Annotated in this window: 23 protein-coding genes; 19 read left to right on the forward strand and 4 right to left on the reverse strand. The window is 71.8% G+C overall.

The window, feature by feature from the left end; translation table 11 throughout:
• The first annotated feature begins 44 nt into the window (after positions 1–44).
• The 13 genes from HCN52_RS03200 (at position 45) to nuoN (ending at position 15,998) form a co-directional block, all read left to right on the forward strand.
• Complete coding sequence (locus tag HCN52_RS03200) at positions 45–599, forward strand: NuoB/complex I 20 kDa subunit family protein (protein WP_167931550.1); 555 nt, start codon at positions 45–47, stop codon at positions 597–599.
• Positions 596–1,363, forward strand: coding sequence for an NADH-quinone oxidoreductase subunit C (locus HCN52_RS03205; RefSeq protein WP_376767081.1), 768 nt, complete (start codon positions 596–598; stop codon positions 1,361–1,363). Before HCN52_RS03200 ends, HCN52_RS03205 begins: the two co-directional genes overlap by 4 nt.
• Complete coding sequence (locus HCN52_RS03210) at positions 1,363–2,697, forward strand: NADH-quinone oxidoreductase subunit D (protein WP_168086805.1); 1,335 nt, start codon at positions 1,363–1,365, stop codon at positions 2,695–2,697. Before HCN52_RS03205 ends, HCN52_RS03210 begins: the two co-directional genes overlap by 1 nt.
• Positions 2,694–3,542, forward strand: coding sequence for an NADH-quinone oxidoreductase subunit NuoE (gene nuoE, locus HCN52_RS03215; RefSeq protein ID WP_168086806.1), 849 nt, complete (start codon positions 2,694–2,696; stop codon positions 3,540–3,542). Before HCN52_RS03210 ends, nuoE begins: the two co-directional genes overlap by 4 nt.
• A gap of 5 nt (positions 3,543–3,547) precedes the next feature.
• A complete protein-coding gene (nuoF, locus tag HCN52_RS03220) occupies positions 3,548–4,906 on the forward strand; it encodes an NADH-quinone oxidoreductase subunit NuoF (protein WP_168086828.1) in 1,359 nt (452 codons plus the stop codon).
• Complete coding sequence (locus HCN52_RS03225) at positions 4,903–7,446, forward strand: NADH-quinone oxidoreductase subunit G (protein WP_168086807.1); 2,544 nt, start codon at positions 4,903–4,905, stop codon at positions 7,444–7,446. Before nuoF ends, HCN52_RS03225 begins: the two co-directional genes overlap by 4 nt.
• On the forward strand, positions 7,443–8,834 hold the full coding sequence (nuoH, locus tag HCN52_RS03230; RefSeq protein WP_168086808.1) for an NADH-quinone oxidoreductase subunit NuoH: 1,392 nt from the start codon (positions 7,443–7,445) through the stop codon (positions 8,832–8,834). Before HCN52_RS03225 ends, nuoH begins: the two co-directional genes overlap by 4 nt.
• Positions 8,827–9,504, forward strand: a complete 678-nt coding sequence (gene nuoI, locus HCN52_RS03235; protein ID WP_168086809.1) for an NADH-quinone oxidoreductase subunit NuoI — start codon at positions 8,827–8,829, stop codon at positions 9,502–9,504. The genes nuoH and nuoI overlap by 8 nt, the downstream gene beginning before the upstream one ends.
• Entirely contained in the window at positions 9,501–10,478 is a 978-nt protein-coding gene (locus HCN52_RS03240) for an NADH-quinone oxidoreductase subunit J (RefSeq protein ID WP_168086810.1), read from the forward strand. Before nuoI ends, HCN52_RS03240 begins: the two co-directional genes overlap by 4 nt.
• Positions 10,475–10,774, forward strand: a complete 300-nt coding sequence (nuoK, locus tag HCN52_RS03245; protein WP_168086811.1) for an NADH-quinone oxidoreductase subunit NuoK — start codon at positions 10,475–10,477, stop codon at positions 10,772–10,774. The genes HCN52_RS03240 and nuoK overlap by 4 nt, the downstream gene beginning before the upstream one ends.
• Before the next feature lie 27 nt (positions 10,775–10,801).
• The gene (nuoL, locus tag HCN52_RS03250) at positions 10,802–12,697 is read left to right on the forward strand and encodes an NADH-quinone oxidoreductase subunit L (RefSeq protein ID WP_168086812.1); all 1,896 of its coding nucleotides are present in this window, start codon (positions 10,802–10,804) and stop codon (positions 12,695–12,697) included.
• Between the two features lie 3 nt (positions 12,698–12,700).
• Positions 12,701–14,299: an NADH-quinone oxidoreductase subunit M gene (locus HCN52_RS03255; protein WP_168086813.1), complete on the forward strand. Its 1,599-nt coding sequence runs from the start codon at positions 12,701–12,703 to the stop codon at positions 14,297–14,299.
• Between the two features lie 76 nt (positions 14,300–14,375).
• A complete protein-coding gene (nuoN, locus tag HCN52_RS03260; protein WP_312876510.1) occupies positions 14,376–15,998 on the forward strand; it encodes an NADH-quinone oxidoreductase subunit NuoN in 1,623 nt (540 codons plus the stop codon).
• A gap of 124 nt (positions 15,999–16,122) precedes the next feature.
• Here the strand turns inward: nuoN and HCN52_RS03265 are convergent, their stop codons facing one another.
• Positions 16,123–16,719, reverse strand: a complete 597-nt coding sequence (locus tag HCN52_RS03265) for a hypothetical protein (RefSeq protein ID WP_168086814.1) — start codon at positions 16,717–16,719, stop codon at positions 16,123–16,125.
• A 342-nt stretch (positions 16,720–17,061) separates the two neighbouring features.
• On the opposite strand from HCN52_RS03265, the gene HCN52_RS03270 reads away from it, so the two are divergent.
• Both HCN52_RS03270 and HCN52_RS03275 read left to right on the forward strand, forming a co-directional pair.
• Positions 17,062–18,483, forward strand: coding sequence for a hemolysin family protein (locus tag HCN52_RS03270; protein ID WP_168086815.1), 1,422 nt, complete (start codon positions 17,062–17,064; stop codon positions 18,481–18,483).
• Complete coding sequence (locus tag HCN52_RS03275) at positions 18,480–19,532, forward strand: CNNM domain-containing protein (protein WP_168086816.1); 1,053 nt, start codon at positions 18,480–18,482, stop codon at positions 19,530–19,532. Before HCN52_RS03270 ends, HCN52_RS03275 begins: the two co-directional genes overlap by 4 nt.
• A gap of 8 nt (positions 19,533–19,540) precedes the next feature.
• On the opposite strand, the gene HCN52_RS03280 is transcribed toward HCN52_RS03275, so the two are convergent.
• The gene (locus HCN52_RS03280) at positions 19,541–20,077 is read right to left on the reverse strand and encodes a hypothetical protein (RefSeq protein ID WP_168086817.1); all 537 of its coding nucleotides are present in this window, start codon (positions 20,075–20,077) and stop codon (positions 19,541–19,543) included.
• 187 nt (positions 20,078–20,264) lie between these two features.
• Between HCN52_RS03280 and HCN52_RS03285 the strand changes: the two genes are divergently transcribed.
• Both HCN52_RS03285 and HCN52_RS03290 read left to right on the forward strand, forming a co-directional pair.
• Complete coding sequence (locus HCN52_RS03285; RefSeq protein WP_168086818.1) at positions 20,265–21,086, forward strand: helix-turn-helix domain-containing protein; 822 nt, start codon at positions 20,265–20,267, stop codon at positions 21,084–21,086.
• A gap of 2 nt (positions 21,087–21,088) precedes the next feature.
• Positions 21,089–21,292: a DUF397 domain-containing protein gene (locus HCN52_RS03290; RefSeq protein WP_168086830.1), complete on the forward strand. Its 204-nt coding sequence runs from the start codon at positions 21,089–21,091 to the stop codon at positions 21,290–21,292.
• Between the two features lie 55 nt (positions 21,293–21,347).
• Here the strand turns inward: HCN52_RS03290 and HCN52_RS03295 are convergent, their stop codons facing one another.
• Together HCN52_RS03295 and fahA are read right to left on the reverse strand one after the other, a co-directional pair.
• Positions 21,348–22,013, reverse strand: coding sequence for a hypothetical protein (locus HCN52_RS03295; RefSeq protein WP_168086819.1), 666 nt, complete (start codon positions 22,011–22,013; stop codon positions 21,348–21,350).
• 337 nt (positions 22,014–22,350) lie between these two features.
• Positions 22,351–23,592: a fumarylacetoacetase gene (fahA, locus tag HCN52_RS03300; RefSeq protein WP_168086820.1), complete on the reverse strand. Its 1,242-nt coding sequence runs from the start codon at positions 23,590–23,592 to the stop codon at positions 22,351–22,353.
• A gap of 185 nt (positions 23,593–23,777) precedes the next feature.
• On the opposite strand from fahA, the gene HCN52_RS03305 reads away from it, so the two are divergent.
• Entirely contained in the window at positions 23,778–24,788 is a 1,011-nt protein-coding gene (locus HCN52_RS03305; protein WP_168086821.1) for a polyprenyl synthetase family protein, read from the forward strand.
• 424 nt (positions 24,789–25,212) lie between these two features.
• Positions 25,213–26,100, forward strand: coding sequence for a LolA family protein (locus tag HCN52_RS03310; protein WP_168086822.1), 888 nt, complete (start codon positions 25,213–25,215; stop codon positions 26,098–26,100).
• Positions 26,101–26,244 lie beyond the last annotated feature (144 nt).

The following is a 26,244-nucleotide window of genomic DNA, read 5'->3' on the forward strand; positions in this document are numbered from 1 at the left end:
CCGGGCCGGGGCACCGCGCCGAGCTGAGAAGGAAGGCATCTGAGATGGGTCTCGAAGAGAAAATCCCCGGCGGGTTCATGCTCACGACCGTCGAGAAGATGGCCGGGCTCGCCCGCAAGTCCTCGATGTTCCCGGCGACCTTCGGTCTCGCGTGCTGCGCGATCGAGATGATGACCACCGGCGCCGGCCGCTACGACCTCGCCCGCTTCGGCATGGAGGTCTTCCGCGGATCGCCCCGCCAGGCGGACCTGATGATCGTCGCCGGCCGCGTCAGCCAGAAGATGGCGCCGGTCGTCCGCCAGGTCTACGACCAGATGCCCAACCCCAAGTGGGTCATCTCCATGGGCGTCTGCGCCTCCTCCGGCGGCATGTTCAACAACTACGCGATCGTCCAGGGCGTCGACCACATCATCCCGGTCGACATCTACCTCCCCGGCTGCCCGCCGCGGCCCGAGATGCTCATGGACGCGATCCTCAAACTGCACGAGAAGATCAAGGACGAGAAGCTCGGCGTCAACCGCGAGGCCGCGGCCCGCGAGGCGGAGGAAGCGGCGATGAAGGCCCTCCCGACGATCGAGATGAAGGGGCTGCTGCGGTGAGTGACGCGGACAACCGCCGAAACGGTTCCACACAGGAACCGGCCGGCCCGGAGAACCAGCTGGAGGACTCCGCCGGGGCGTTGCCCGCCTCGGTCGGCTCCCCCGGCGAGGTGATCGCTGAGCGGCGCGGCATGTTCGGTGCCAACAACGGCGGCGACACCTCCGGTTACGGCGGCGTCCGCCGCACCGTGCGGATGCCGGCGGCCGCCTCCCGCCCCTACGGCGGCTACTTCGACGAGGTCGCCGACGAGTTGGAGGGGGCGCTGGAGGAGCAGGGCCTGGACCCGGCCGCCGTCGTCGAGCGCACCGTGATCGACCGCGGCGAGGCCACCTTCCACATCGCGCGCGAGCACATCCTGCAGGTCGCCCGCACCCTCCGCGACGACCCGGCGCTCCGCTTCGAACTGTGCACCGGCGTCAGCGGCGTCCACCTCCCGACCGACACCGGCCGCGAGCTGCACGCCGTCTACCACATGCGCTCCATCACCCACGGCCGGCTGATCCGGCTGGAGGTGAGCGCCCCCGACGCCGACCCGCACATCCCGTCGATCGTCTCGGTCTACCCGACCAACGACTGGCACGAGCGCGAGGTCTACGACTTCTTCGGGCTCGTCTTCGACGGCCACCCGGCGCTCACGCGGATCATGATGCCGGACGACTGGCAGGGCTTCCCGCAGCGCAAGGACTACCCGCTCGGCGGCATCCCCGTCGAGTACAAGGGCGCCCAGATCCCGGCTCCCGACCAGCGGAGGTCGTACTCCTGATGTCCACCTCACACCCCACCGCGCCGGCGGGCGCCCGCGAGACGACCGAGGGCACGGTCTACACCCTCTCGGGCGGCGACTGGGACGCGACCGCCGAGCAGATCGCCCGCAGCGACGACGAGCGGATCATCGTCAACATGGGTCCGCAGCACCCGTCCACGCACGGCGTGCTGCGGCTGATCCTGGAGATCGACGGTGAGACGGTCACCGAGGCCCGCTGCGGCATCGGCTACCTGCACACCGGTATCGAGAAGAACCTCGAGTACCGGACGTGGACGCAGGGCACGACCTTCGTCACGCGCATGGACTACCTGACGCCGTTCTTCAACGAGACGGCGTACTGCCTCGGCGTCGAGAAGCTGCTCGGGATCACCGACGACATCCCGGACCGCGCCAACGTCATCCGCGTGCTGATGATGGAGATCAACCGCATCTCCTCCCACCTGGTGGCCATCGCCACCGGCGGCATGGAGCTGGGCGCGACCACCGTCATGATCTACGGCTTCCGCGACCGCGAACTCTGCCTGGACGCCTTCGAGCTGATCACCGGGCTGCGCATGAACCACGCGTACATCCGGCCCGGTGGCCTCGCCCAGGACCTGCCGCCCGGTGCCGTGGACCACCTGCGCGGGTTCGTGAAGACGATGCGGAAGAACCTGGTCGAGTACGACCAGCTCTGCTCCGGCAACCCGGTCTTCAAGGCCCGGCTGGAGGGCATCGGTTACCTCGACCTCGCCGGCTGCCTGGCGCTCGGCGCCACCGGTCCCGTCCTCCGCTCCGCGGGCCACCCGCACGACCTGCGGAAGACGGACCCCTACTGCGGTTACGAGACCTACGACTTCGAGGTCCCCACCACCGACACCTGCGACTCCTACGGCCGCTTCCTGCTGCGCGTCGAGGAGATGCGGCAGTCGCTGCGGATCATCGAGCAGTGCCTGGACCGGTTGGAGCCCGGCCCGGTCATGGTCGCCGACAAGAAGATCGCCTGGCCCGCGCAGCTCGCGCTCGGCCCGGACGGACTCGGCAACTCGCTGGAGCACATCCGCACCATCATGGGCACCTCCATGGAGGCCCTGATCCACCACTTCAAGCTGGTCACCGAGGGCTTCCGCGTCCCGGCCGGCCAGACGTACACCGCCGTGGAGTCGCCCAAGGGCGAACTCGGCGTGCACGTGGTGAGCGACGGCGGCACCCGGCCCTACCGGGTCCACTTCCGCGATCCCTCCTTCACCAACCTCCAGGCCGTGGCCGCGATGTGCGAGGGCGGCATGGTCGCCGACGTCATCGTCGCCGTGGCCTCCATCGACCCCGTGATGGGAGGCGTCGACCGATGACGGAGGCAGCCAACGCCGCCGTGGGACTGGGCATGCCGCCCCTGCCCCCGCCGGACTACCCCGAGGACGTCCGCACCCGGCTCGCCGCCGACGCCGCGGAGATCATCGCCCGGTACCCCGGCAGCCGCTCCGCGCTGCTGCCGATGCTTCACCTGGTGCAGTCGGAGGAGGGCCACGTCACCCGGACCGGCATGCGGTTCTGCGCCGACCAGCTCGGCCTGACCACCGCCGAGGTCACCGCGGTCGCGACGTTCTACTCCATGTACCGGCGCAAGCCGTCCGGCGACTACCAGGTCGGGGTCTGCACCAACACCCTGTGCGCGGTCCTCGGCGGCGACGCGATCTTCGAGGCGCTCCAGGACCACCTCGGTGTCGGCAACGGCGAGACCACCGAGGACGGCAAGGTCACGCTCGAACACATCGAGTGCAACGCGGCCTGCGACTACGCCCCGGTCATCATGATCAACTGGGAGTTCTTCGACGACCAGACGGTGCAGTCCGCCAAGGACCTCGTCGACAAGCTCCGCGCCGGTGAGACCGTCACCCCCACCCGCGGTGCCTCCCTCTGCGACTTCAAGAAGACCGCCCGCATCCTGGCCGGCTTCCCCGACCCGCGCGAGGGCGCCGTCACCGAGGGCGGCACCGGCGGCGACGCCTCCCTGGTCGGCCTGCGGATGGCCACCGGCGAGCAGCTCCCCGCCGGACGGCCCGCCACCGGACCGGGCAGCCACCCGGCCGACGGCGGCCCGCCGCAGTACCTCAGCAAGCACGACGCGCCGCAGCAGACATCCGCCTCGGACCCGGACAACCCCGCGGCGAGCCCCACCGCCGAGGAGGGCGAGTGAGCGCCATGTCATCGGACAACACCAGCGCCTCGGCTGTCGCCAAGGACCTGCTGACCCCGGTCCTCTCCGCCAACTGGGGCGACGCCGACAGCTACACGCTGGACGGCTACCGCCGCCACGGCGGGTACCGGGGCCTGGGCAAGGCCCTGGCGATGGACCCCGACGAGCTCATCGCCTACGTCAAGGCCGCGGGACTCCGCGGCCGCGGCGGCGCCGGGTTCCCCACCGGCATGAAGTGGCAGTTCATCCCGCAGGGCGACGACAAGCCGCACTACCTCGTCGTCAACGCCGACGAGTCGGAGCCGGGCACCTGCAAGGACATCCCGCTGCTCTACGCCAACCCGCACTCCCTCATCGAGGGCATCGTGATCGCCTGCCACGCGATCCGCTCCTCGCACGCCTTCATCTACCTGCGCGGCGAGGTCGTCCCGGTGCTGCGGCGGCTGCACGCCGCCGTCGCCGAGGCGTACGCCGCCGGGTACGTCGGCAAGGACGCACTCGGCCCCGGCAAGGACCTCGAACTCGTCGTCCACGCCGGCGCCGGCGCCTACATCTGCGGTGAGGAGACCGCCCTCCTCGACTCGCTGGAAGGGCGCCGCGGCCAGCCCCGGCTCCGCCCGCCGTTCCCCGCGATCGCCGGTCTGTACGCCTCGCCGACGGTCGTCAACAACGTCGAGTCCATCGCCTCCGTGCCCGCGATCATCGACCGCGGCAAGGACTGGTTCACCTCGATGGGCAGCGAGAAGTCGGCGGGCTTCACGCTCTACTCGCTCTCCGGGCACGTCGCCCGCCCCGGCCAGTACGAGGCGCCGCTCGGCATCACGCTGCGCCAGCTCCTCGAACTCGGCGGCGGCATGCGCCCCGGCCACCGGCTGAAGTTCTGGACCCCCGGCGGCTCCTCCACTCCGCTCCTCACCGAGGAGCACCTCGACGTCGCCCTCGACTACGAGGGTGTCGCCGGTGCCGGCTCCATGCTCGGCACCAAGGCGCTCCAGTGCTTCGACGAGACCACCTGCGTGGTCCGCGCCGTCACCCGCTGGACCGAGTTCTACGCCCACGAGTCGTGCGGCAAGTGCACCCCCTGCCGCGAGGGCACCTACTGGCTCGTCCAGCTGATGCGCGACCTGGAGGCCGGCAAGGGCTCCATGGCCGACCTGGAGAAGCTCCTCGACATCGCCGACAACATCAACGGCAAGTCGTTCTGCGCCCTGGGCGACGGTGCCGCCGCCCCCATCATGTCCTCGCTGAAGCACTTCCGCGAGGAGTACGAGCAGCACGTCACCGGCGGTGGCTGCCCGTTCGACCCCGCGAAGTCCACCGTCTGGGCGGACGACCGCGACGCCACCCAGGAGGTGAACGCATGACTGTCACCACCACCTCCGGCACCCCCGGCGGCGGACCGGCCACGCCGCCCGAGGACCTGGTGACGCTGACGATCGACGGCATCGAGATCTCCGTGCCCAAGGGCACCCTGGTGATCCGCGCCGCCGAACTGCTCGGCATCGAGATCCCGCGCTTCTGCGACCACCCGCTGCTCGACCCCGCCGGCGCCTGCCGCCAGTGCATCGTCGAGGTCGAGGGCCAGCGCAAGCCCATGGCGTCGTGCACCATCACCTGCACCGACGGCATGGTCGTCCGCACCCAGCTCACCTCACCCGTCGCGGAGAAGGCCCAGGTCGGGGTGATGGAGCTGCTGCTCATCAACCACCCCCTGGACTGCCCCGTCTGCGACAAGGGCGGCGAGTGCCCGCTGCAGAACCAGGCGATGTCCCACGGCCAGGCCGACTCCCGCTTCGAGGGCGTCAAGCGGACCTTCGCCAAGCCGGTCCCGATCTCCGCGCAGGTGCTGCTCGACCGCGAGCGCTGCGTGCTGTGCGCCCGCTGCACCCGGTTCTCCAACCAGGTCGCGGGCGACCCGATGATCGAACTCCTGGAGCGCGGCGCCCTCCAGCAGGTCGGCACCGGCGAGGGCGAGCCCCTCCAGTCGTACTTCTCCGGCAACACCATCCAGATCTGCCCGGTCGGCGCGCTCACCTCGGCCGCCTACCGGTTCCGCTCCCGCCCGTTCGACCTGGTCTCCTCGCCCAGCGTCTGCGAGCACTGCGCCGGCGGCTGCGCCACCCGCACCGACCACCGCCGCGGCAAGACCCTGCGCCGCCTGGCCGCGAACGACCCCGAGGTCAACGAGGAGTGGATGTGCGACAAGGGGCGCTTCGGCTTCCGCTACGCGCAGCTCCCCGACCGGCTCACCGTCCCGCTGGTGCGCGACGCGGCCTCCGGTGAACTCGTCCCCACCAGCTGGCCCGAGGCGCTCGACGCGGCCGCGGCCGGACTCGCCGCCGCCCGCGACGGCGCCGGTGCCGGCGTGCTCACCGGCGGTCGGCTGACCGTCGAGGACGCCTACGCCTACGCCAAGTTCGCCCGGCTGGCGCTGGCCACCAACGACATCGACTTCCGCGCCCGGCCCCACTCCGCCGAGGAGGCGGCGTTCCTCGCCGCCCACGTCGCCGGCAGCGGCGTCGACCACGGCGGTTCGGTCGACCACCGCGCGGTGGAGACGGCGCCGGCGGTGCTGCTCGCCGGACTGGAGGCCGAGGAGGAGGCGCCCGGCGTCTTCCTGCGGCTCCGCAAGGCCAACCGCAAGCACCACCAGCGCAGCTGGTCGCTGGCGACGCACTTCACCCGGGGGCAGTCCAAGGCCGGCGGCGTGCTGCTGCCCGCCGCCCCCGGCACCGAGACCGACTGGCTGGACGCGCTGGCCGCCGGTACCGGACTGGAGGGCGCGGCCGCCGACGCCGCGCAGGCGCTGCGGGCCGAAGGCGCGCTGATCCTGGTCGGCGAGCGACTGGCCCTGGTGCCGGGCGCGTTGACCGCCGCGGTCGCCCTCTCCGCCGCCACCGGCGCCCGGCTGGTGTGGATTCCCCGCCGCGCCGGTGAGCGCGGCGCGGTCGAGGCCGGTGCCCTGCCCGGGCTGCTGCCCGGCGGCCGTCCCGACCACGACGTGCTCGCCCGGCAGCAGACCGCCGCGGTCTGGGGCGTCGCCGAGGCCGACCTGCCCGACCGCCCCGGCCGGGACACCGCCGCGATCCTGCGCGCGGCGGCGGACGGCGGACTCGCCGGCCTGGTCGTCGCCGGTGTCTCCACCGAGGACCTCCCCGACCCGCGGGCCGCGCTCGCCGCGCTGGACCGCGTCGCCGCCGAGGGCTTCCTGGTGAGCCTGGAGCAGCGGCCGACCGAGGTCACCGCCCGCGCCCACGTGGTGCTGCCGGTCGCCGCGGTCGCCGAGAAGACCGGCACCTTCCTCAACTGGGAGGGCCGTTACCGGCCGTTCGAGGCGGCGATCGCCGCCGACCAGATGACCCGCCGCCACGTCCACCCCGACGGCCGGGCGCTCCACATGCTCGCCGACCGGATGGACGTCGCGCTCGGTCTCCCCGACGTCGCGGCCACCCGGCGCGAGGTCGGCCGGTTCCCGTCCTGGGAGGGCGCGCTGCCCATCGGCCCGACCGGCACCTCCGTCACCCCGCCGGCGCCCGCCGCCGGCCAGGCGGTGCTCGCCGGCCACCGGATGCTGCTCGACCAGGGCCGTCTCCAGGAGGGCGACAAGGCGCTGGCCGCCACCCGCCACCCCGCGCCGGCCCGGGTCTCCCCGACCACCGCCGCCGGTGCCGGGCTCACCGACCGCTCCACCGTCGCGGTGACGGGCCCCGCCGGGAGCGTCGAACTCCCGCTGCTGGTGACGGAGATGCCGGACGGCGTGGTGTGGCTGCCGGTCAACTCCTTCGGCGGCGGTCTCTACCACGACCTCGGCGCCCACCCGGGCGAGCTGGTTTCCATCGCCTCCGGGTCGCCGTCCGGCGCCCCGGGCCAGGGCCCTGACGAGAAGGGAGGGAACGCCCGATGACCGTGCTCGCCCAAGAGGCGGATCTGTCGATGTTCGGCAACGATCCGTTCTGGCTGATCCTGCTCAAGGCGGTCGGCGTCTTCGCGTTCCTGATGGGCACGGTGCTGATCTCCATCGTGATGGAGCGCAAGGTGCTCGGCTGGATGCAGCTGCGTATCGGCCCCAACCGCAACGGCCCCTGGGGCATGCTCCAGTCGCTGGCCGACGGCGTGAAGCTGATGTTCAAGGAGGACATCGTCGTCAAGGGGGCCGACAAGCCGGTCTACATCCTGGCGCCGATCCTCGCGACGGTCCCGGCGTTCATGGCCATCGCGGTGATCCCGTTCGGCCCCGCCGACTCCCCGGTCTCGATCTTCGGCACCGAGACCGTGCTCCAGCTCACCGACCTGCCGGTGGCGATGCTGTACGTGCTGGCCACCTCGGCCATCGCCGTCTACGGCACCGTCCTCGCCGGCTGGTCCTCCGGCTCGACCTACCCGCTGCTCGGCGGGGTGCGGGCCACGGCGCAGATCATCTCCTACGAGGTCGCGATGGGCCTCTCCTTCGCGGCCGTCTTCCTCTACTCCGGGTCGATGTCCACCTCGGGGATCGTCGCCGCGCAGGAGGACCGCTGGTTCGTCGTCCTGCTGCCGGTGTCGTTCCTGATCTACATGATCGCCATGGTCGGCGAGGCGCACCGTCCGCCGTTCGACATGCCGGAGTCCGAGGGCGACCTCGTCGGCGGGTACCTCACCGAGTACTCGTCCATCAAGTTCGCCTTCTTCATGATGTCCGAGTACATCCACATGGTGACCGTCTCCGCGCTGATGGTGACGATCTTCCTCGGCGGATGGCGCGCCCCGGCGCCGATCTCCTTCTGGGAGTCGGCCAACACCGGTTGGTGGCCGCTGCTGTGGTTCACCCTCAAGCTGCTCGCCGTCATGTTCTTCTTCGTCTGGATCCGCGGCACGCTGCCCCGCGTCCGGTACGACCAGTTCATGGTGCTGGGCTGGAAGGTCCTCATCCCGGTCGCTCTCGGCTGGCTGATGCTGGTCGCCACCGTCCGGGCCTTCCAGAACGACGGCCGCTCCTTCAGCGACATCCTCATCTGGGTGGTCGGCGGAGTCGTCGCCCTGCTGCTGGTCTCGCTGGTGGTCGACACACTCCGCGACCGCTCCGACCGGGCGAAGCAGGGGACCGAACCGGAGGAGCCCGAGTTCGACCCGATGGCCGGGGGCTTCCCCGTGCCGCCCAAGCCCGGCCAGACCCTGCCCCCGGTGCCGCGCCGCCCCTCGCGTGCGGAACGGCACAAGGCCGCCGTCGCGGCCCCGGCCGGCGAGGAGTCCGGCACGGCGGGCGCCGACAGTGACGCAGCGAGCGACGCACGGAAGGAGGACGGCGATGCCTGACTTCAACAACCCGGTGGCCGGCTTCGGCGTGACCTTCAAGGGCATGTTCAAGAAGCGGCTCACCGAGCAGTACCCGGAGGAGAAGAAGCCCACCGCGCCCCGCTTCCACGGCCGCCACCAGCTCAACCGTCACCCCGACGGGCTGGAGAAGTGCATCGGCTGCGAGCTGTGCGCCTGGGCCTGTCCCGCGGACGCCATCTACGTCGAGGGCGCGGACAACACCGAGGAGGAGCGCTACTCCCCGGGTGAGCGGTACGGCCGCGTCTACCAGATCAACTACCTGCGCTGCATCCTGTGCGGGCTCTGCGTGGAGGCGTGCCCGACGCGCGCGCTGACCATGACCAACGAGTACGAGCTCGCCGACCGCACCCGCACCGACCTCATCTTCACCAAGGAGGAGCTGCTGGCGGGGTTGCAGGACGACATGGTCGAGGCGCCGCACTCGATGTACCCGGGTGCGGACGAGCAGACCTACTACCGGGGCGAGGTCCCCGGCGCCGCCGAGGGGACGGTCCGGCAGGTCGCCCGCTCCAAGGGCGAGCAGGCCCCCGGCGAGGAGGTCACCCCGCAGGACGCGCTCGCGGCGGCGTCCTCGCTGACCGACCCCACCGGGCAGGACCACCGCGGCAACATCGGTGACGACGGCGAACCGCCGGAGGTGCGGGCATGAGCACGCTGACCGCCCTGTCGACACTGGCGGCGGAGACCTCCACCTCCGGTGGCGAGGCAGTCCAGTTCTGGATCCTCGCGCCCATCGCCGTCGCCGGCGGGCTCGGCACGATCCTGATGCGCCGCGCCGTGTACTCGGCGCTGTGCCTGGCCGGGACCATGGTCATCCTGGCGCTGTTCTACCTGGCCAACGGTGCCTACTTCCTCGGCGTGGTGCAGATCGTCGTCTACACCGGCGCCGTGATGATGCTCTTCCTCTTCGTGCTGATGCTGGTCGGCGTCAGCGCGGCGGACTCCCTGAAGGAGACCATCAAGGGGCAACGCATCGCGACGGCCGCCATGGGGCTGGGGCTCGGCATCCTGCTGGTCGCCGGCATCGGCCAGGCGTCGGTGGGTTCCTTCACCGGACTGGCGGAGGCCAACTCCCAGGGCAACGTCCAGGGTCTCGCCTCGCTGCTCTTCACCCGGTACATGGTCGCCTTCGAGGTGACCGGCGTCCTGCTCACCGTCGCCGCCGTCGGCGCGACGATGCTGACGCACCGCGAGAAGATCGAGCGCTCCAGGTCGCAGCGCGAGCAGGCCGAGGCGCGCGTGAAGGACGGCACCCAGGTGCCGCCGCTGCCCGCGCCGGGCGTCTACGCCCGCCACAACGCCGTGGACATCCCCGGTCTGCTGCCCGACGGCACGCCGTCGCCGCTCACCGTCAGCGCCACGCTCCACGAGCGCGGTCAGGTCCGCGAGGTCCACACCGAGGCGCTCGGGGCACTCGCCGCGCTGGAGCAGCGCACCGCCGACCACCAGGGGCGCCCCGCCTCGATCAGCGGGTCGCTGGGTTCCGGCAGCACCACCGGTGGGGCGGGCCGCACCGACGCCGGCACCACCACCCCCGCCGCCACCGCCATCGACGGTGACGGCAGCGACAACGGCCGCCGTGACGACGGCGACGGCGACGGAGCCGAGGAGGCCGGCAAGTGAGTCCCGAGAACTACCTGCATCTCGCGGCGCTGCTGTTCACCATCGGCGCCTGCGGTGTGCTGCTGCGGCGCAACGCCATCGTGGTCTTCATGAGCATCGAACTGATGCTGAACGCCGCCAACCTGGCACTGGTCACCTTCTCCCGCATGCACGGGAACCTCGACGGCCAGATCATGGCGTTCTTCGTCATGGTCGTCGCCGCCGCCGAGGTCGTGGTCGGGCTGGCGATCATCGTCATGGTCTATCGCGCGCGCCACTCGGCTTCGGTCGACGACGCAAGTCTGATGAAGCTGTAAGGCCAGCGGAAGAATGTGGAGTTACCAGTGGAATCGTTGATCGGACTGCTCGTCGCGGCACCGCTGCTGGGCGCGGCGCTGCTGCTCGTGGGCGGTCGCCGCCTCGACCGGTTCGGCCACTGGCTGGCAACCGGCCTGGCCGCGCTCTCCTTCGCCCTGGCCGTGGTGCTCTTCGTCGACATGCTCGGCCGGGACGGTGGTGACCGGGCCCTGAGCCAACACCTGTACAGCTGGGTGCCGGTGAGCGGGTTCCAGGCGGACATCGCCTTCCAGCTCGACCAGTTGTCGATGACGTTCGTGCTGCTGATCACCTCGGTCGGCACCCTGATCCACCTCTACTCGGTGGGTTACATGGAGCACGACGTGCGGCGGCGCAGGTTCTTCGCCTATCTGAACCTGTTCCTCGCGGCGATGCTGATCCTCGTCCTCGCCGACAACTACCTGCTGCTGTACGTCGGTTGGGAGGGCGTGGGCCTCGCCTCGTTCCTGCTGATCGGCTTCTGGCAGCACAAGCCGAGCGCGGCGACGGCGGCGAAGAAGGCGTTCGTGGTCAACCGCGTCGGCGACGTCGGTCTGGCGATCGCGATCTTCCTGATGTTCTCCACCTTCGGTACCTTCGCGTTCTCCCCGGTGCTGTCCACCGCGGAGCAGGCGAGCGAGGGCACGCTGACCGCCATCGGGCTGATGCTGCTGCTCGCCGCCTGCGGCAAGTCGGCGCAGGTGCCGCTCCAGTCCTGGCTGGGCGACGCGATGGAGGGCCCGACCCCGGTCTCGGCCCTGATCCACGCCGCGACGATGGTCACCGCCGGCGTCTACCTGGTCGTCCGCTCCGGCGCCGTCTTCGACGGCGCGCCCGCCGCGCAGACCGTGGTCGTCGTCGTCGGCGCCGTCACCCTGCTGTTCGGCGCGATCGTCGGTTGCGCCAAGGACGACATCAAGAAGGCCCTCGCCGGGTCGACGATGTCGCAGATCGGCTACATGATGCTGGCGGCCGGGCTCGGCCCGATCGGCTACGTCTTCGCCATCATGCACCTGGTGACCCACGGCTTCTTCAAGGCCGGGCTGTTCCTCGGCGCCGGTTCGGTCATGCACGGCATGAACGACGAGGTCGACATGCGGCGCTACGGCGGGCTCCGGAAGTACATGCCCGTCACCTTCGTGACCTTCGGGCTGGGCTACCTCGCCATCATCGGCTTCCCCTACCTCTCGGGCTTCTTCTCCAAGGACGAGATCATCTACGCGGCCTTCGGGAAGGGCGGCGCCGAGGGCTGGATCCTCGGTGGCGTCACCCTGCTGGGAGCGGCGCTCACCGCGTACTACATGACGCGGATCATGCTGATGACCTTCTTCGGTGAGAAGCGCTGGGTGAAGGACGCCGAGGGCAACGACCCCCACCCGCACGAGTCGCCGCTGTCGATGACGGTGCCGATGATCGTGCTGGCCGTCGGGTCGGTGGGCGCCGGCTTCGTCTTCAACCTCAACCACTCGTTCGTCGACTGGCTGTCGCCGGTGGTCGCCACCGCCGACGGGAACTCCCCGGTCAGTCACGGCATGGTCTCCGTGCTGGCGACGGTGCTGATGCTCGTCGGCGTCGGCGCGGCCTGGTTCCAGTACGGGCGCCGCCCGATCCCCGAGGTCGCCCCGACCGGCGTCTGGATCACGCGGGCCGCCCGCCGCGACCTGCTGCAGGACGACTTCAACCACGCCGCGTTCGTCACCCCCGGCAGCTACCTCACCCGCGGGCTCGTCTACGTCGACCACAAGCTGGTGGACGGTGTCGTCAACGGCACCGCCGCGGGCTTCGGCGGACTCTCCGGGCGGCTGCGGAAGGTGCAGAACGGCTTCGCGCGCAGCTACGCGGCTTCGATGTTCGGCGGTGCGGCGATCCTCATTGCCGTGACCCTGCTGATGAGGGCGGTCTAACTCATGTCATTTCCCCTGCTGACGGCCACGGTGCTGGCGCCCGCCATCGGCGCGGTCGCCACCGCCGCCGTCCCCTCGGCGCGGCGCACCCTCGCCAAGTGGGTCGCCCTGACCGCCTCGCTGGTCACCGCCGTACTCGCGATCCTGGTGCTCGTCCGGTTCGAACCGGGCGGCGACCGCTACCAGTTGACCGAGTCCCACGCGTGGATCCCGGCGTTCGGCGTCCGCTACGAACTGGGCGTGGACGGCATCGCCGTCGCGCTGGTGGCGCTGACCGCGGTACTCATCCCGTTCCTCATCGGCGCCGGCTGGAACGACGCCGACCCCAAGGAGGGGGAGACCCCCGCCGGGAAGCGCTGGCGGCCCACCCAGGGCTTCTTCGCCCTGATCCTCATGGTCGAGGCCATGGTGGTGATGTCGTTCGTCGCGACCGACATCTTCCTCTTCTACATCTTCTTCGAAGCGATGCTCATCCCGATGTACTTCCTCATCGGTGGCTTCGGCGACCGCGCCGGGGAGCACTCGGAGAGCGGGCAGGCCAAGCAGCGGACCTACGCGGCCGTGAAGTTCCTGCTCTACAACCTGGCCGGCGGCCTCATCATGCTGGCCGCGGTCATCGGCCTGTACGTCGCCACCGCGGACCTCCCGGGCGGCAGCACCTTCTCGCTCCAGGCGATCGCCGAGGCGCGCGCCTCCGGCGAGCTGACCTTCGCGCAGAACACCGAACGCTTCCTGTTCCTGGGCTTCTTCATCGCCTTCGCCATCAAGGCGCCGCTGTGGCCGGTCCACACCTGGCTCCCCAACGCGATGGGCGAGTCGACCGCCCCCGTCGCCGTGCTCATCACCGCGGTGGTCGACAAGGTCGGCACCTTCGCGATGCTGCGCTTCTGCCTGGGGCTTTTCCCCGAGGCGAGCGCCTGGGCGACGCCGGTGGTGATCGTGCTGGCGCTGATCTCCATCATCTACGGCGCCCTGCTGGCGCTCGGCCAGCGCGACATGAAGCGCCTGATCGCCTACGCGTCGATCAGCCACTTCGGCTTCATCATCCTGGGCATCTTCGCGATGACCAGCCAGGGCCAGACCGGCGCGACGCTGTACATGGTCAACCACGGCATCGCCACCGCCGCGCTGATGCTGGTCGCCGGGTTCCTCATCACCCGCCGCGGCTCCCGCCTCATCGCCGACTACGGCGGGGTGCAGAAGACCGCGCCGATCCTGGCGGGCACCTTCCTCATCGGCGGACTGGCGACGCTGTCGCTCCCCGGCACCGGGCCGTTCGTCAGCGAGTTCCTGGTGCTGGTGGGCACGTTCACCCGGTACCCGGTGGCGGGCATCGTCGCCTGCGCCGGCATCGTCCTCGCCGCGCTGTACGTGCTGATCCTGTACCAGCGCACCATGACCGGGCCGGTGCGGCCCGAGCTGTCCCGGATGCCGGACCTTCGTCCGCGTGAACTCGCCGTGGTGGCACCGCTGATCGCGATGCTGATCTTCCTCGGTGTCTTCCCCCGGCCGCTCACCGACATCGTCGACCCCGCGGTCCAGCACACCCTCTCCGACGTCGGTGAGAGCGACCCCGAGCCGGAACTGGAGGCCCGCCGATGACATCGCGCATCCGGGAGACCAGCCGCGACCGTGACCCGAGCCGCCGCATCGGCGGGGGATACGAGGAGACAGCACAGTGAACAGCTGGACGCACGCGCAGGGGGTGCTGGAGACCCCGCAGTTCGAGTGGGTCGCGCTCTCCCCGACGCTGATCGTGGTGGGAGCCGCCGTCGTCGGCGTGCTCGTCGAGGCGTTCGCGCCCCGCCGCTACCGCTACGGCACCCAGGTGGTGATCGCCGTACTGGCGCTGGCGACGGCGTTCGCCGCCGTCGTCGGGCTGGCCGCCGACGGGCACGCGAGCACGCAGGCGCAGGTCGCCGGCATGGGCGCGCTGGCCGTGGACGGCCCGGCGCTGTTCCTCCAGGGCGTCCTGATCCTCGTCGGGTTCGTCTCGGTGTTCCTCTTCGCGGAACGCCGGCTGGAGCCGGCCGAGCACGGCCGCGCCGTGGACTCCTTCGCCGCGCAGGCGGCGGCGGTGCCCGGCGGCACCGCGGAGAAGCTGGCGGTGAAGTCCGGTTACACCACCACCGAGATCTTCCCGCTGATGCTGTTCGCCCTCGGCGGCATGCTGCTCTTCCCCGCCGCCAACGACCTGCTGCTGCTCTTCATCGCGCTGGAGGTCCTCTCCCTGCCGCTGTACCTGCTGTGCGCCCTCTCCCGGCGCCGGCGGCTGCTGTCGCAGGAGGCCGCGGTCAAGTACTTCCTGCTGGGCGCCTTCGCCTCGGCGTTCCTGCTCTTCGGTATCGCGCTGCTCTACGGCTACGCCGGCACCCTCTCCTACGCGGGCATCGCCGACGTCATCTCCGGCGCCCCGCCGGCGGTGGACCCGGGCCTGGCCGCCACGATGGGCAACGACGCCTACCTGCTGATCGGCGGCGCGCTGGTCGTCATGGGCCTGCTGTTCAAGGTCGGCGCCGTCCCGTTCCACATGTGGACGCCGGACGTCTACCAGGGCGCCCCGACCCCGGTGACCGGCTTCATGGCCGCCGCCACCAAGGTCGCCGCCTTCGGCGCGCTGCTGCGGCTGCTGTACGTGGTGCTGCCGGGCATGCGGTGGGACTGGGAGCCGGTGCTGTGGGGTGTCGCCATCGCCTCGATGCTGGCCGGCGCCGTCATCGCCATCACCCAGACCGACGTGAAGCGGCTGCTCGCCTACTCCTCGATCGCCCACGCCGGCTTCATCCTCGCCGGTGTGCTGGCGCTCAGCGAGGACGGCGTCTCCTCGGTGCTGTTCTACCTGGCGGCGTACTCCTTCGTGACGCTCGGCGCGTTCGCCGTGGTCACGCTGGTGCGCGACGGTGACGGCGAAGCCACCCACCTCTCCAAGTGGGCGGGTCTCGGGCGCCGTTCGCCGCTGCTCGCGGGTGTCTTCGCGCTGTTCCTGCTGGCGTTCGCGGGTATCCCGCTGACCTCCGGGTTCGCGGGGAAGTTCGCGGTGTTCAGCGCCGCGGCGGACGCGGGCGCGATGGGGCTGGTCATCGTCGGTGTGATCGCCTCGGCGATCGCGGCGTTCTTCTACGTCCGCGTCATCGTGCTGATGTTCTTCAGCGAGCCGCAGGAGGACGGGCCCTCGGTGGTCGTCCCCAGCCCGATGACCACCTCGATGCTGGGTGTCGCCGCCGCGGCGACGATCGTCCTCGGCGTCGCGCCGCAGTACTTCCTCGACCTGGCCGGCCAGGCGGGCGTGTTCGTCCGCTGAGCCGCCCCCGGCCTCCGGCCGGGCCCTGGTCACGACGAACGGGCCGGTACCCCTCCTCAGGAGGCGGTGCCGGCCCGTTCCGCGTGCCGGACGTCAGGCGCGCGGCGTCGCGGGGCGTGGCAGGTCAGTCGTCGTCGCCCGGGCCCGCGATGCTGCCCGGCAGGAGCGACTCCAGCTCGTCGATGTCGAAGCCCTCGAAGTCGATGTTGTCGAGGTCGATGCCTTCCAGCTCCTCCAGGCCGAGCTCGCCCAGGTTCAGCTCGGCGAGGTCCACCGCCTGGTCCGCGATCCGCTCGTAGACCGTCTCGCCGCTCTCCCAACCGACGGTGAGCGCCTCGCCGTTCAGCGTGGCCTCACCGCTGGAGTACCCCGTCGCGACGGAGCACTGGAGGCTGATCATCGAGTGGTCGCCCATCGACTGCGCGCCGCCGAGGCAGGCGTCGTCGGCGGTGAGCAGGGTGGCGAGGCCGTCGTCACCGATCTGGAGCAGGGTGTCCTGACCGGAGACGCTGCCCCAGATGCCCGCGATGGCCCCGGTCTCGCCGCCTGCCGCGTCGTCCGCGCCGTCCTCGTCGGCACCGGCGCCGTCGTCGCCCTCCTGCTCGGAGGCGCCCGTCTCCTCGGTGGCCGCGTCGTCGGAGGAGTCGTCGCTGCTCCCGCAGCCGGCGGCCAGCAGCATGACTGCGGCGGCCAACGCCGGTCCGGCCAGACGTATCTTCATGGTCTCCCTCTCACATCCCCGCCCGCTCGGCGCGGGCCGGTCGTGGACGTCGGGGCAGCACCGGGGCCCGGTCCTGCCGTGCGGCCGAGTGCCGCACTCCGTACTCTGCCCTACTCCGTGCGACGACGGCGGGTCCCCGGCCGGAACCCGGCGGTCGCCCGGCCGGGCGACCACGACGCGGGCAACCCCGGCGCATCCCGGGGTCCGGCGGATGAACGGCCTACTGTGGGGCATCAGCACCGAGTCCCGTGCCGCGTCGTCGACCCGCTCGCGGCGCTGCCACCGGCTCGGACGCCGTCCTGGCCGGCAGCTGCCTGTAGCTCTGCGTGAGGTGAACCGGACGTGACCCAAGCGGTGTTGACCGGGCTGCTCGGCGTCGTGGTGATGCTGGTGATCATCGCGGCGAACGGCTACTTCGTCGCGCAGGAATTCGCCTACATGTCCGTCGACCGGGAGCGTCTCGGCGCCCGCGCGGACGCCGGCGACACGTCGGCCCGCCGCGCGCTGCGGGTCACCCGGCGCACCTCGTTCATGCTCTCCGGTGCGCAGCTCGGCATCACCGTCACGGGCCTGCTCGTCGGCTTCGTGGCGGAGCCCCTCGTTGGCGGCTCGATCGGCGTGCTGCTGGGCGGGGTGGGCATGCCGGTGGCCCTCGGTGTCTCCGTCGGCACGGTGGTGGCGCTCGTGGCGGCGACGGTGGTGCAGATGATCTTCGGTGAGTTGTACCCGAAGAACCTCGCCATCGCCGCTCCGGAGCCGCTGGCGCGAGCGCTCGCGCCGTCCACCCTGCTCTATCTGGCGGCGTGCGGCTGGCTGATCACCGTGTTCGACCACGCGGCCAACGCCTTCCTGCGGCTGCTGCGGATCGAGCCGGTGCACGACCTGGACACCAGCGCCACCCGGGAGGACCTGCGGCACGCCGTCTCCGACTCGCGGGAGAGCGGGGACCTGCCGGCCGACCTGTCGCTGCTGGTGGACCGCGTCCTCGACTTCCCGGAACGGTCCGTCGAGCACGCGATGGTGCCCCGTGCCCGTGTCGACACGGTGGCCCCGGCCACCAGCGTCGCCGAGGTGCGTGCGCTGATGGCACGGGCGCACAGCCGTTACCCGGTGATCGACGCGAACGGCGAACCGCTCGGAGTGGTCCACCTCGTCGACCTGCTGCGCCGGCGCCCCACCGACGAGGCGCCGGTGAGAAGCGTGATGCGGCCCGCGCTGTTGCTGCCGGTGCTGATGCCGCTCCCGGACGCGCTGGCGGAGATGGCGCGGTCCCGGGAGCAACTCGGCTGCGTCCTGGACGAGTACGGAGACTTCGCCGGGATCCTGACGGTCGAGGACCTGGCGGAGGAGCTGATCGGCGACATCTCCGACGAGCACGACCCCGGGCCACCGGCCGCCGTCGTGCCGGAGGACGACGGGTGGCGCATCGACGGCGACACCCCGCTGGACGAGGTGGGCCGGGCCATCGGCCGGACACTGCCCGCAGGCGAGTACGAGACCCTCGCCGGTCTGCTCATCACCCACCTCGGGGCGCTCCCGCAGCCCGGCGAGACCGTGCGCGTCCCGCTGCCCGAGGACCCCGCCGAACTGGTACTGGAGGAACCGGTGCGCCGACTTCTGGAGGCGCAGGTGCTCGACGTCGCGCGCCACGTGCCGAGCTCCCTCCGGGTGCGCGTGGTGGAGGACCGGGGCGGCGCCGGGGGCGTCGAGGGCGCCGGGGGCTCCTCGGGGCCGCTGGGGACGTCCGGGGAGGAAGAGCGATGAACCCGCTGTTCGTGACCGTCGCCACCGTGTTCGTGATCGTGCTGAGCGCCTTCTTCGTCATCATCGAGTTCGCGCTGCTCGGCGCGCGGCGCCACAGGTTGGAAGCCATGGCACCGGAGAGCCGTGCCGCGCGCGCGGCCCTGAGGGGTGTGCACGAGCTGACCGTCATGCTTGCCGTGGCGCAGCTCGGCATCACCGCCTGCACCTTCGCTCTCGGGGCCCTCACCAAGCCGGCGCTCGACCACTGGCTGGGTCCCGTGCTGGGCTCGTGGGGGCTGCCGGGGTGGGCCGCCGACAGCGCCGCGTTCGGCCTCTCACTGTTCTTCGTGACGTTCCTGCACCTCGTCATCGGCGAGATGGCGCCCAAGTCGTGGGCGATCGCGCACCCGGAACGCGCCGCCGTCCTGGTGGGCCTGCCGTCCCGGGCGCTCGCCCGACTGCTGCGGCCGCTGCTGCGCTGGATCAACACGATGGCCAACCGGCTGGTCGCGGCGAGCGGTGTCACTCCGACCGACCGTGCCGCCGCGGGTGGGCGCGACATCGACACCATCCGGCACCTGGTCGAGCACTCCGCCTCCGTCGGCACGCTCGAACCAGGCGACAGCGCTCAACTCGCCGACGTCCTGGACCTCCAGGAGCTGCGCGTCGGCGACCTGCTGCCCGCCCGGCGCGGCACCACCGCGGTGCCCGCCGGCGCGGTCGTGGGCGACGTGTGGGAGGCCGCCTCCCGCTCCGCCCACATGCGCATCCTGGTCGAGTCGGGCGACGCGGGGGTGCCGCGACTCGTCCACGTCCGGGACGTGCTGCTGGAACCGGCCGACCGTCCGGTGGACGCCTTCACCCGCACGGTACTGACGCTCGACGCCGACCTCCCGGTCTACGAGGCGCTCTCCCGGATGCGGGCCGCCGGCGAGCAGTTGGCGGTGGCGGTGGACGAGGGCCGCAGCGTCGGCGTGCTCACCGTCACCGACATCCTGCGGCGCATCCTGCCGCGCCAGGACGCCACCCCGCGCGGCGACGGGACCCCGCCCCCCGGCGCACCTGCCTGACGAGCGCGTCACCCCCCGCGCGGCGCAGGCACAGCAGGCGGAGCCTGCGCACGGCTCCGCAGCGGTACCGGCCTGGCCGACAGGGAGTACAGCACTTCCACCGACGCGCCGCCGTGGAACCGGTCCGGGCCGATGGCGTTGGCACTGACCGGCGCCCCGGCTGCCAGCGCGTCGCGCTGCACCCGGCGGAACGCAGCGTCGGCCGCCCAGTCGCGCAGCACCGCGGCGACCGGCGAGGCAGGTTCGGCCGGGCCCGTGTCCGGTCGATGTGCCGCCGGGACGGCTTCCAGTACCGACGCGAGGCGCTCCGCCCGGTGGGGCAGCCACGCCAACGCCTCGTCGGGCGTCGCTGACCATGTGCCGTCCACGTACCACTCGGCGTGGGCGTCCGGTGAGCGCACCACCACCTCCGCCCAGTAGCCGGGGCAGCAGGCGGGCCGGGCCAGGCAGCAGCCGGTCACCGGTCTCCCCCGCCTGCCCAGCGACCGGAGGTGCGCATCGATCTCGCGCCGCAGTACGGCCGTGCGCTTCAACAGTTCACTCAACGGCGAGTCCGCTGCCTCACGGCTCGCGCCGTCTGCCGGCACCGCTCGACCACAGCGATGCCAGCCCTCTCGCGTATCCCAGACGCACACACCAGTTCCTCTCCGTAGTGAATCCACTACCAAGGAGAGTCAGCGTGGCCTAGGGTGCAGCTGTCTTCAACTTGCGCGAAATGCTCGGAGAGTTCACGTGAATCGCAAGGATCTGGACCCGGCCGCCTCGGTTGCCGCAGCATTCGGCCAGCGGTTACGCGGCCTTCGGGACGAGCGGGGCTGGACGCAGGACGAGCTGGGGCGACGCATGGGGTGCACCGGCACCCACGTATCCGCAGTCGAAACCGGTCGACGTCCGCCAACCAAACGGTTCGCGGCGAGTGCCGACCGCGCGCTCGGCACGGGCGATCGACTCGCGCGGCAGAGCCGGTCCGTGCGGGAGAGCGCCATCCTCGAGGGGTTTCCCGAGTACGTCTCCCACGAGATGCACGCGTCGGAGATTCGACTGTTCGAACTGGGCATCATTCCCGGGCTCCTGCAGACCGCACCGTACGCCGCCGCCATCACCGCGGGCGCGGTCCAGCGGGGAGCGATCACCGAACGCCAGGCAGAGGAGAGGACCGCCCTTCTCGCACGTCGCCGAGACTCGCTGAACCGAGAGCCGGCTCCCTTGGTCCACATCGTCCTGGACGAGAGCTGCCTCCGCCGCGTCGTCGGCGGGCACGACGTGATGGGCCAACAGATGCGGCATCTGCTGGATTTCGCCGGGCGTCCGCACAGCATCGTCCAGGTTGCGCCCTACACGCTGGGGGAGCGGAGATCGTTCGATCTCCCGGTCTACCTGCTGACACTTCCCGACCGCGCCGTTGTCTCGTACGCCGAATCGGCCCAGGAGGGCCGTCTTGAGCGAGAGTTCAAGGTGGTTCAACCACTCCTCACGGCCTACCATCAGCTTCAGGCGGAGTGCCTTTCACAAGCGGCTTCCGTGGCGATGATCCGAGAGGTACTGGAGGAGTAGGCATCGTGACCGAACCGCAGTTCTACACGTCCTCATACAGCAGCAACGGCGGTGCCTGCGTCGAGGTTGCCGTGAATCTCGCGGTCTCGGACGGGCTGGTGCCCGTGCGGGACTCCAAGGACGTGGCCGGGCCGGTGCTGGCGTTGCCGGTGCCCGCGTTCGCGTCGTTCGTCGATGGCGTCAGGTCGGGTCGCTTCCCGGCCTGACCCCCGTGCGGTCGGCCCCTGGCCCCGCGCGGGGCCAGGGGCCGACCGGACACGGCTACACGTCGTCGGCGTCCTCCCAGTCACCGATCCAGGCGTGGCTGACGGTGCGGTCCTCCTCGGCCCAGGTGACGTCGAGGGTGTCGCCCTTCTGCACCAACTCGGCCGTCTTCATCGTCTCGTCCTCGTCGTTGCAGAAGAGGAAACTGCTCCACCCCTCCTCCGCGTTGCCGAAGAGCAGCCCGCCGCACTCCACCGGGGTGCCGTCGGGAAGCGTCCAAGCGGTGTCGACGAAGAAGGCGTTGGCGAGGCCCGTGCCGGACTCCTGGCTGGAGAGGACGCCGAACAGGGTGCTGTCCGCGCCCTGCCACACGCCATGGATCTCGGCGCCGACATCCAGGGCGCCGTTGCCCTCCTCGCGGCGCTCGGCCCCGCCCCCGCCCGTGTCGGAGTCCTCGTCGGCGTCGGTCCCCGGCGACGGCTCGGGGTCGTCCTCCCAGTCCTGCCAGTCGTCCCAGCCCTCGACCTCGTCCAGGTCGACGTCGTCCTCGCCGAGCCCCTCGCCGGGCGAGACCATGAACGCGTCGCGCGCCTCGCGAAGGTCGGTGATCATGTCGCGCAGCGCCCCGCCGTCGGCCCCGCCACCGCTCGCGGAGCCGCCGCCGCTGTCCTCGCCGCTGCTGCCGCAGCCGGTGAGCAGTAGTGCCGCGGCGGCCGTCGCCACACCCAGCTGTATGCCGTGCCTGCCTCGGTGCATGAGTCCTCGCCCCCTCGCGGGCCCGCCCCGAGCTGTCCCCCGGGGGCGTCCGCCCGTCGTCCGCTCGGCCGCTCCCGGCCGCCGGCGCGCACGGCGGTGACCGGCGCACCGCGGGGGAGGGGGAATCCCGCCCGCGCCGTGTCCGGTCCGTACCGCGTCACGCCGATACCTGACTTGTTGGTGTACACGCCACCCTAGGGCGCGGCGGTTGCGGTCCGGGCACGGTTGCGTGAGGTTCCCGTACCCACCGAGCAGCACGGGGCCGGGCGGCAGCAGCCGCCCGGCCCCGCAGTGCCGCTTCCGGTCAGGCCGCCGGGGTGACCCGGCCGGTGACCTCGCCCAGGCCGATCCGGGTGCCGTTCGGCCCCGGCGCCCAGGCCGACAGCGTCACCTCGTCGCCGTCCTCCAGGAACGTCCGCTTGCCGGTGCTCAGCTCCACCGGGTCGCGACCGGCCCAGGTCAGCTCCAGCAGGCAGCCCCGGGTGGCGACCTCGGGGCCGGAGACCGTGCCCGAACCGAAGAGATCGCCGGGGCGCAGCGTCGCGCCGTTGACGGTCATGTGGGCCAGCTGCTGCGCCGCCGTCCAGTACATGGCGGCGAACGGTGGCTCGGAGATGACCTCACCGTTGAGTCGGACGGTGATCCGCAGGTCCAGCCCGGCCGCCTCGACGCCGCTGCCGTCGCCGTCGGCCAGGTAGGGCAGCAGGTCGTGGCTGCGCGCCGGCGGCTCGGTGCGGGCGTGGTCCAGCGCGTCCAGCGGGGTGATCCACGCGGAGACGGAGGTGGCGAACGACTTCCCGAGGAACGGGCCCAGCGGCACGTACTCCCACGCCTGGAGGTCGCGCGCCGACCAGTCGTTGAGGAGGCACACCCCGAAGACGTGGTCGCGCAGCGCGGTCTGCGGCACCGCGGTGCCCGGTTCGGTGGCGCCGCCGACGACGAAGCCGACCTCGGCCTCGATGTCGAGCCGCCGCGAGGGTCCGAACTCCGGCGCCGGAGCGTCCGGGGCCTTCCGCTGCCCGCTCGGCCGCTTCACCGGGGTTCCCGAGACGACGACCGTGCCGGCGCGCCCGTGGTAACCGATCGGCATGTGCTTCCAGTTGGGGGTCAGCGGCTCGCTGTCCGGGCGGAAGATCCGGCCGAGGTTGGAGGCGTGGTGCTCGCTGGCGTAGAAGTCGACGTAGTCGGCGACCTCGAACGGCAGGTGGAGCGTCACCGATGCGTCCAGCGGCATCAACAGGCCGTCCGCGGCGAGCTGTTCGCGACGGCCGGCGTCCGTCAGCCAGTCGCGGACCGCGGCGCGCACCTCGCGCCAGGCGGGCCGCCCGGCCGCCAGCAGCGGGTTCAGCGTGGGGGCCGACAACTCCTCGGCCCGCGGGTGGTCGGCGGCCGCGGCGGCGGCGCCCACGTCCAGCACCCAGGAGCCGTACCGCACGCCGATCCGGCGCCGGTCGGGCGCGGCGTCGGTGGTGTAGACGCCGTAGGGCAGATTGTCCGGGCCGTAGAGGTCGTCCTCGGCCACGTCGGGCAGGCTCACGTCTGACATGGCCATACCCTACGGCCCGGTAGCCCGGCTCGGACCGCCGCGCGGCGACCGGTTCCGACCGGCCGTGCGGGGCCCGGGGAACGGGAGCGGCGTGACCCAGTGGCGACCGGGTACGCGCTGGCAGTGATCGACGGACGACCGGATACCCTGCCTGGGACAAGGCACCGGAGACAGGAGAAGCGCTCGTGACCGTCGTGGGTCCCTTCGGGGTGAGCGTGCGGGACCAGGCACTGGAGGCAGATCTCCAGACCGGGCTGACCGCTGTCGAGGCGGGCCTGGTCGAGGCCACCAAGAGCGACGTGCCGTTCCTGAACGACACCGCCCAGCACCTGGTGCGTGCGGGCGGCAAGCGTTTCCGGCCGCTGCTGGTGATGCTGGCGGCGCAGTTCGCCGACCCGCACGCGCCGGGCGTGGTGCCGTCCGCGGTGGTGGTGGAGCTGACGCACCTCGCGACGCTCTACCACGACGACGTGATGGACGAGGCCGAGGTGCGGCGGGGCGTGCCGAGCGCCAACGCCCGCTGGGACAACTCGGTGGCGGTGCTGACCGGCGACTTCCTCTTCTCGCGGGCGTCGGCGATCGTGGCGGGGCTCGGCCCCGAGGCGGTCCGCATCCAGGCCGAGGCGTTCGAGCGGCTGGTGACCGGCCAGATCCTGGAGACGGCGGGTCCGCGCCCCGGTGACGACCCGGTCGACCACCACCTGGAGGTCATCGCAGGCAAGACCGGCTCGCTCATCGCCGTCTCGGGCCGGTTCGGCGCGCTGCTCTCCGGCGCGGACGAGGCGACCGTCCACACCCTGACGCAGTTCGGCGAGCGGATCGGCGTGGCGTTCCAGCTCGCGGACGATGTCCTGGACATCACCGGCGATCCCCACGAGTCCGGGAAGACGCCCGGCACCGACCTGCGGGAGGGCATCGACACCCTCACCGTGCTGCGGCTGCGGCAGCAGGCCGCCGAGGGCGGCTCCCCCGAGGACCGCGCGCTGGTGGAACTGCTCGACTCCGACCTCAGCGACGACGCCCGCCACGCCGAGGCCCTCGCGGGGCTGCGCGCCCACCCGACACTGGCCTCGGCCCGTGCGGACGCGCTGCGGTACGCCGCCTCCGCGCGGGAGGCGCTGGCGCCGCTGCCGGAGATCCCGGCGAAGGCCGCGCTGGCCGGGCTCTGCGACGCCGTGGCGGACCGGACCGTCTGAACCGGCGCGACCCGTGCGACCGGCGCGACCCGGTCGTCCCGCCGCCGGTCGGTGGCCGCGCCGGGCGGGGTCTCGTCGGCGGGCCGTCCGCCGGGGACGTGCCTGGGGACGTGCCTGAGGTCGACCGCCGCCACCCGGCGCCGCCCGGCAGGCCGCTGCCGAGGGCGCGGCGCGTCCCGGCCGCTGCCCCTGACACCCGCCCCCTGCCCGGTAGGCGGGCCACCGTGCCGGTGCGCGCGGTCGGCCTCCCCGGTGCTCGGGGGCTCCCCTAGGGGCCCCGGCCCCAGTCACGGCTCGGCCTCATACCGGCGGAGGAGTCCGACAGCAACCCCTGGGCCGACGTTTTTCCCGACGATCCGCGATCAAATCGGTAGTGACCCGGGAAACCGGGAAGGATCGCAGGGTCCGAGGAGATGGGGAAGAGATGGCCATGAACAAGAAGCTCCGCCGAACCGTCGTTGCGGGCTCGGTGGTGTGCGGCGTCGGGCTGGTGGGAGCCGGCGTCTACCCGGCCCTGGCGAGCGACGGCGGCCCGGACCTTCCCGCGCTCTCCGCCGAGGAACTGCTCGTCAAGGTCGCGGAGTCCGAGACCGAGCAGCTCAGCGGCACCGTCCGCGTCGACATGGGTGTCGAGGTGCCCGCCCTCGGCTCGTTCGCCGAGCAGTTCGGCGGCCCGGCCGCCCGCCTCGCTTCGCTGGCCACCGGCAACAGCACCCTCCAGGTGGCACTCGACGGCGAGGAGCGGCAGCGGCTCGTCGTCGCCGACGGCGACGAGGAACTGAGCGTCATCCACAACGACGGTGACGTCTGGATGTACGACAGCGCCGACAACATTGCCTACCACGCCGATCTCGCCGAGCACGCCGAGAAGTCCGAGGCCGGCACGGACGGCGGGCAGCGGGGGAAGGCGCACGAGGAGTTCGCCTCGCTCACCCCGCAGCAGATGGCGCAGGAGGTGCTGGCGGGCGCGGGTGAACACGCCGAGATCACCGTGGACGGCACCGCGAGGATCGCCGGCCAGGACGCCTACCAGCTGCTGGTCGTCCCGCACGAGCCGGTCGAGGGAGCTGAGTTCGGCACCGTGGAGTCGGTCCGGATCTCCGTCGACGCGGAGACGGGGCTGCCGCTGGCCGTCACCGTCGCCGGCCCCGACCGCAACCTGGTCGACGTGGCGTTCACCCACATCCGGTACGAGCAGCCCGCGGGCGGCACCTTCTACTTCACGCCGCCGAACGGCGCCGAGGTGGTCGACCTCAACGAGGAGAACCCGTTCGCCGGCTTCGGCGCGGACGGCTTCGCCTTCGGCCGCTGACCGACGGCGCAGCCACCGCCGCACCACGGCCACCGCCGCACCACGGCGACGGTCACCACGGCGACGGTCACCGCTGCAACTCGGCTGCGGCCCCGCCGGCGCGGCGCCACCGGGCCCGGCGGCCGCCACCACCGAGGTGGCGGT

Source organism: Streptomyces bohaiensis, assembly GCF_012033785.1.
Taxonomy (GTDB): Bacteria; Actinomycetota; Actinomycetes; order Streptomycetales; family Streptomycetaceae; genus Streptomyces; species Streptomyces bohaiensis.

Coding starts and splice junctions, on each gene's coding strand:
- fahA (WP_168086820.1), bottom strand. CDS start 23,592: ATGTCAGACGTGAGCCTGCCCGACGTGGCCGAGGACGACCTCTACGGC.
- HCN52_RS03240 (WP_168086810.1), top strand. CDS start 9,501: ATGAGCACGCTGACCGCCCTGTCGACACTGGCGGCGGAGACCTCCACC.
- HCN52_RS03310 (WP_168086822.1), top strand. CDS start 25,213: ATGGCCATGAACAAGAAGCTCCGCCGAACCGTCGTTGCGGGCTCGGTG.
- HCN52_RS03275 (WP_168086816.1), top strand. CDS start 18,480: ATGAACCCGCTGTTCGTGACCGTCGCCACCGTGTTCGTGATCGTGCTG.
- HCN52_RS03200 (WP_167931550.1), top strand. CDS start 45: ATGGGTCTCGAAGAGAAAATCCCCGGCGGGTTCATGCTCACGACCGTC.
- HCN52_RS03265 (WP_168086814.1), bottom strand. CDS start 16,719: ATGAAGATACGTCTGGCCGGACCGGCGTTGGCCGCCGCAGTCATGCTG.
- HCN52_RS03255 (WP_168086813.1), top strand. CDS start 12,701: ATGTCATTTCCCCTGCTGACGGCCACGGTGCTGGCGCCCGCCATCGGC.
- HCN52_RS03210 (WP_168086805.1), top strand. CDS start 1,363: ATGTCCACCTCACACCCCACCGCGCCGGCGGGCGCCCGCGAGACGACC.
- nuoH (WP_168086808.1), top strand. CDS start 7,443: ATGACCGTGCTCGCCCAAGAGGCGGATCTGTCGATGTTCGGCAACGAT.
- nuoI (WP_168086809.1), top strand. CDS start 8,827: ATGCCTGACTTCAACAACCCGGTGGCCGGCTTCGGCGTGACCTTCAAG.
- nuoF (WP_168086828.1), top strand. CDS start 3,548: ATGTCATCGGACAACACCAGCGCCTCGGCTGTCGCCAAGGACCTGCTG.
- HCN52_RS03225 (WP_168086807.1), top strand. CDS start 4,903: ATGACTGTCACCACCACCTCCGGCACCCCCGGCGGCGGACCGGCCACG.
- nuoE (WP_168086806.1), top strand. CDS start 2,694: ATGACGGAGGCAGCCAACGCCGCCGTGGGACTGGGCATGCCGCCCCTG.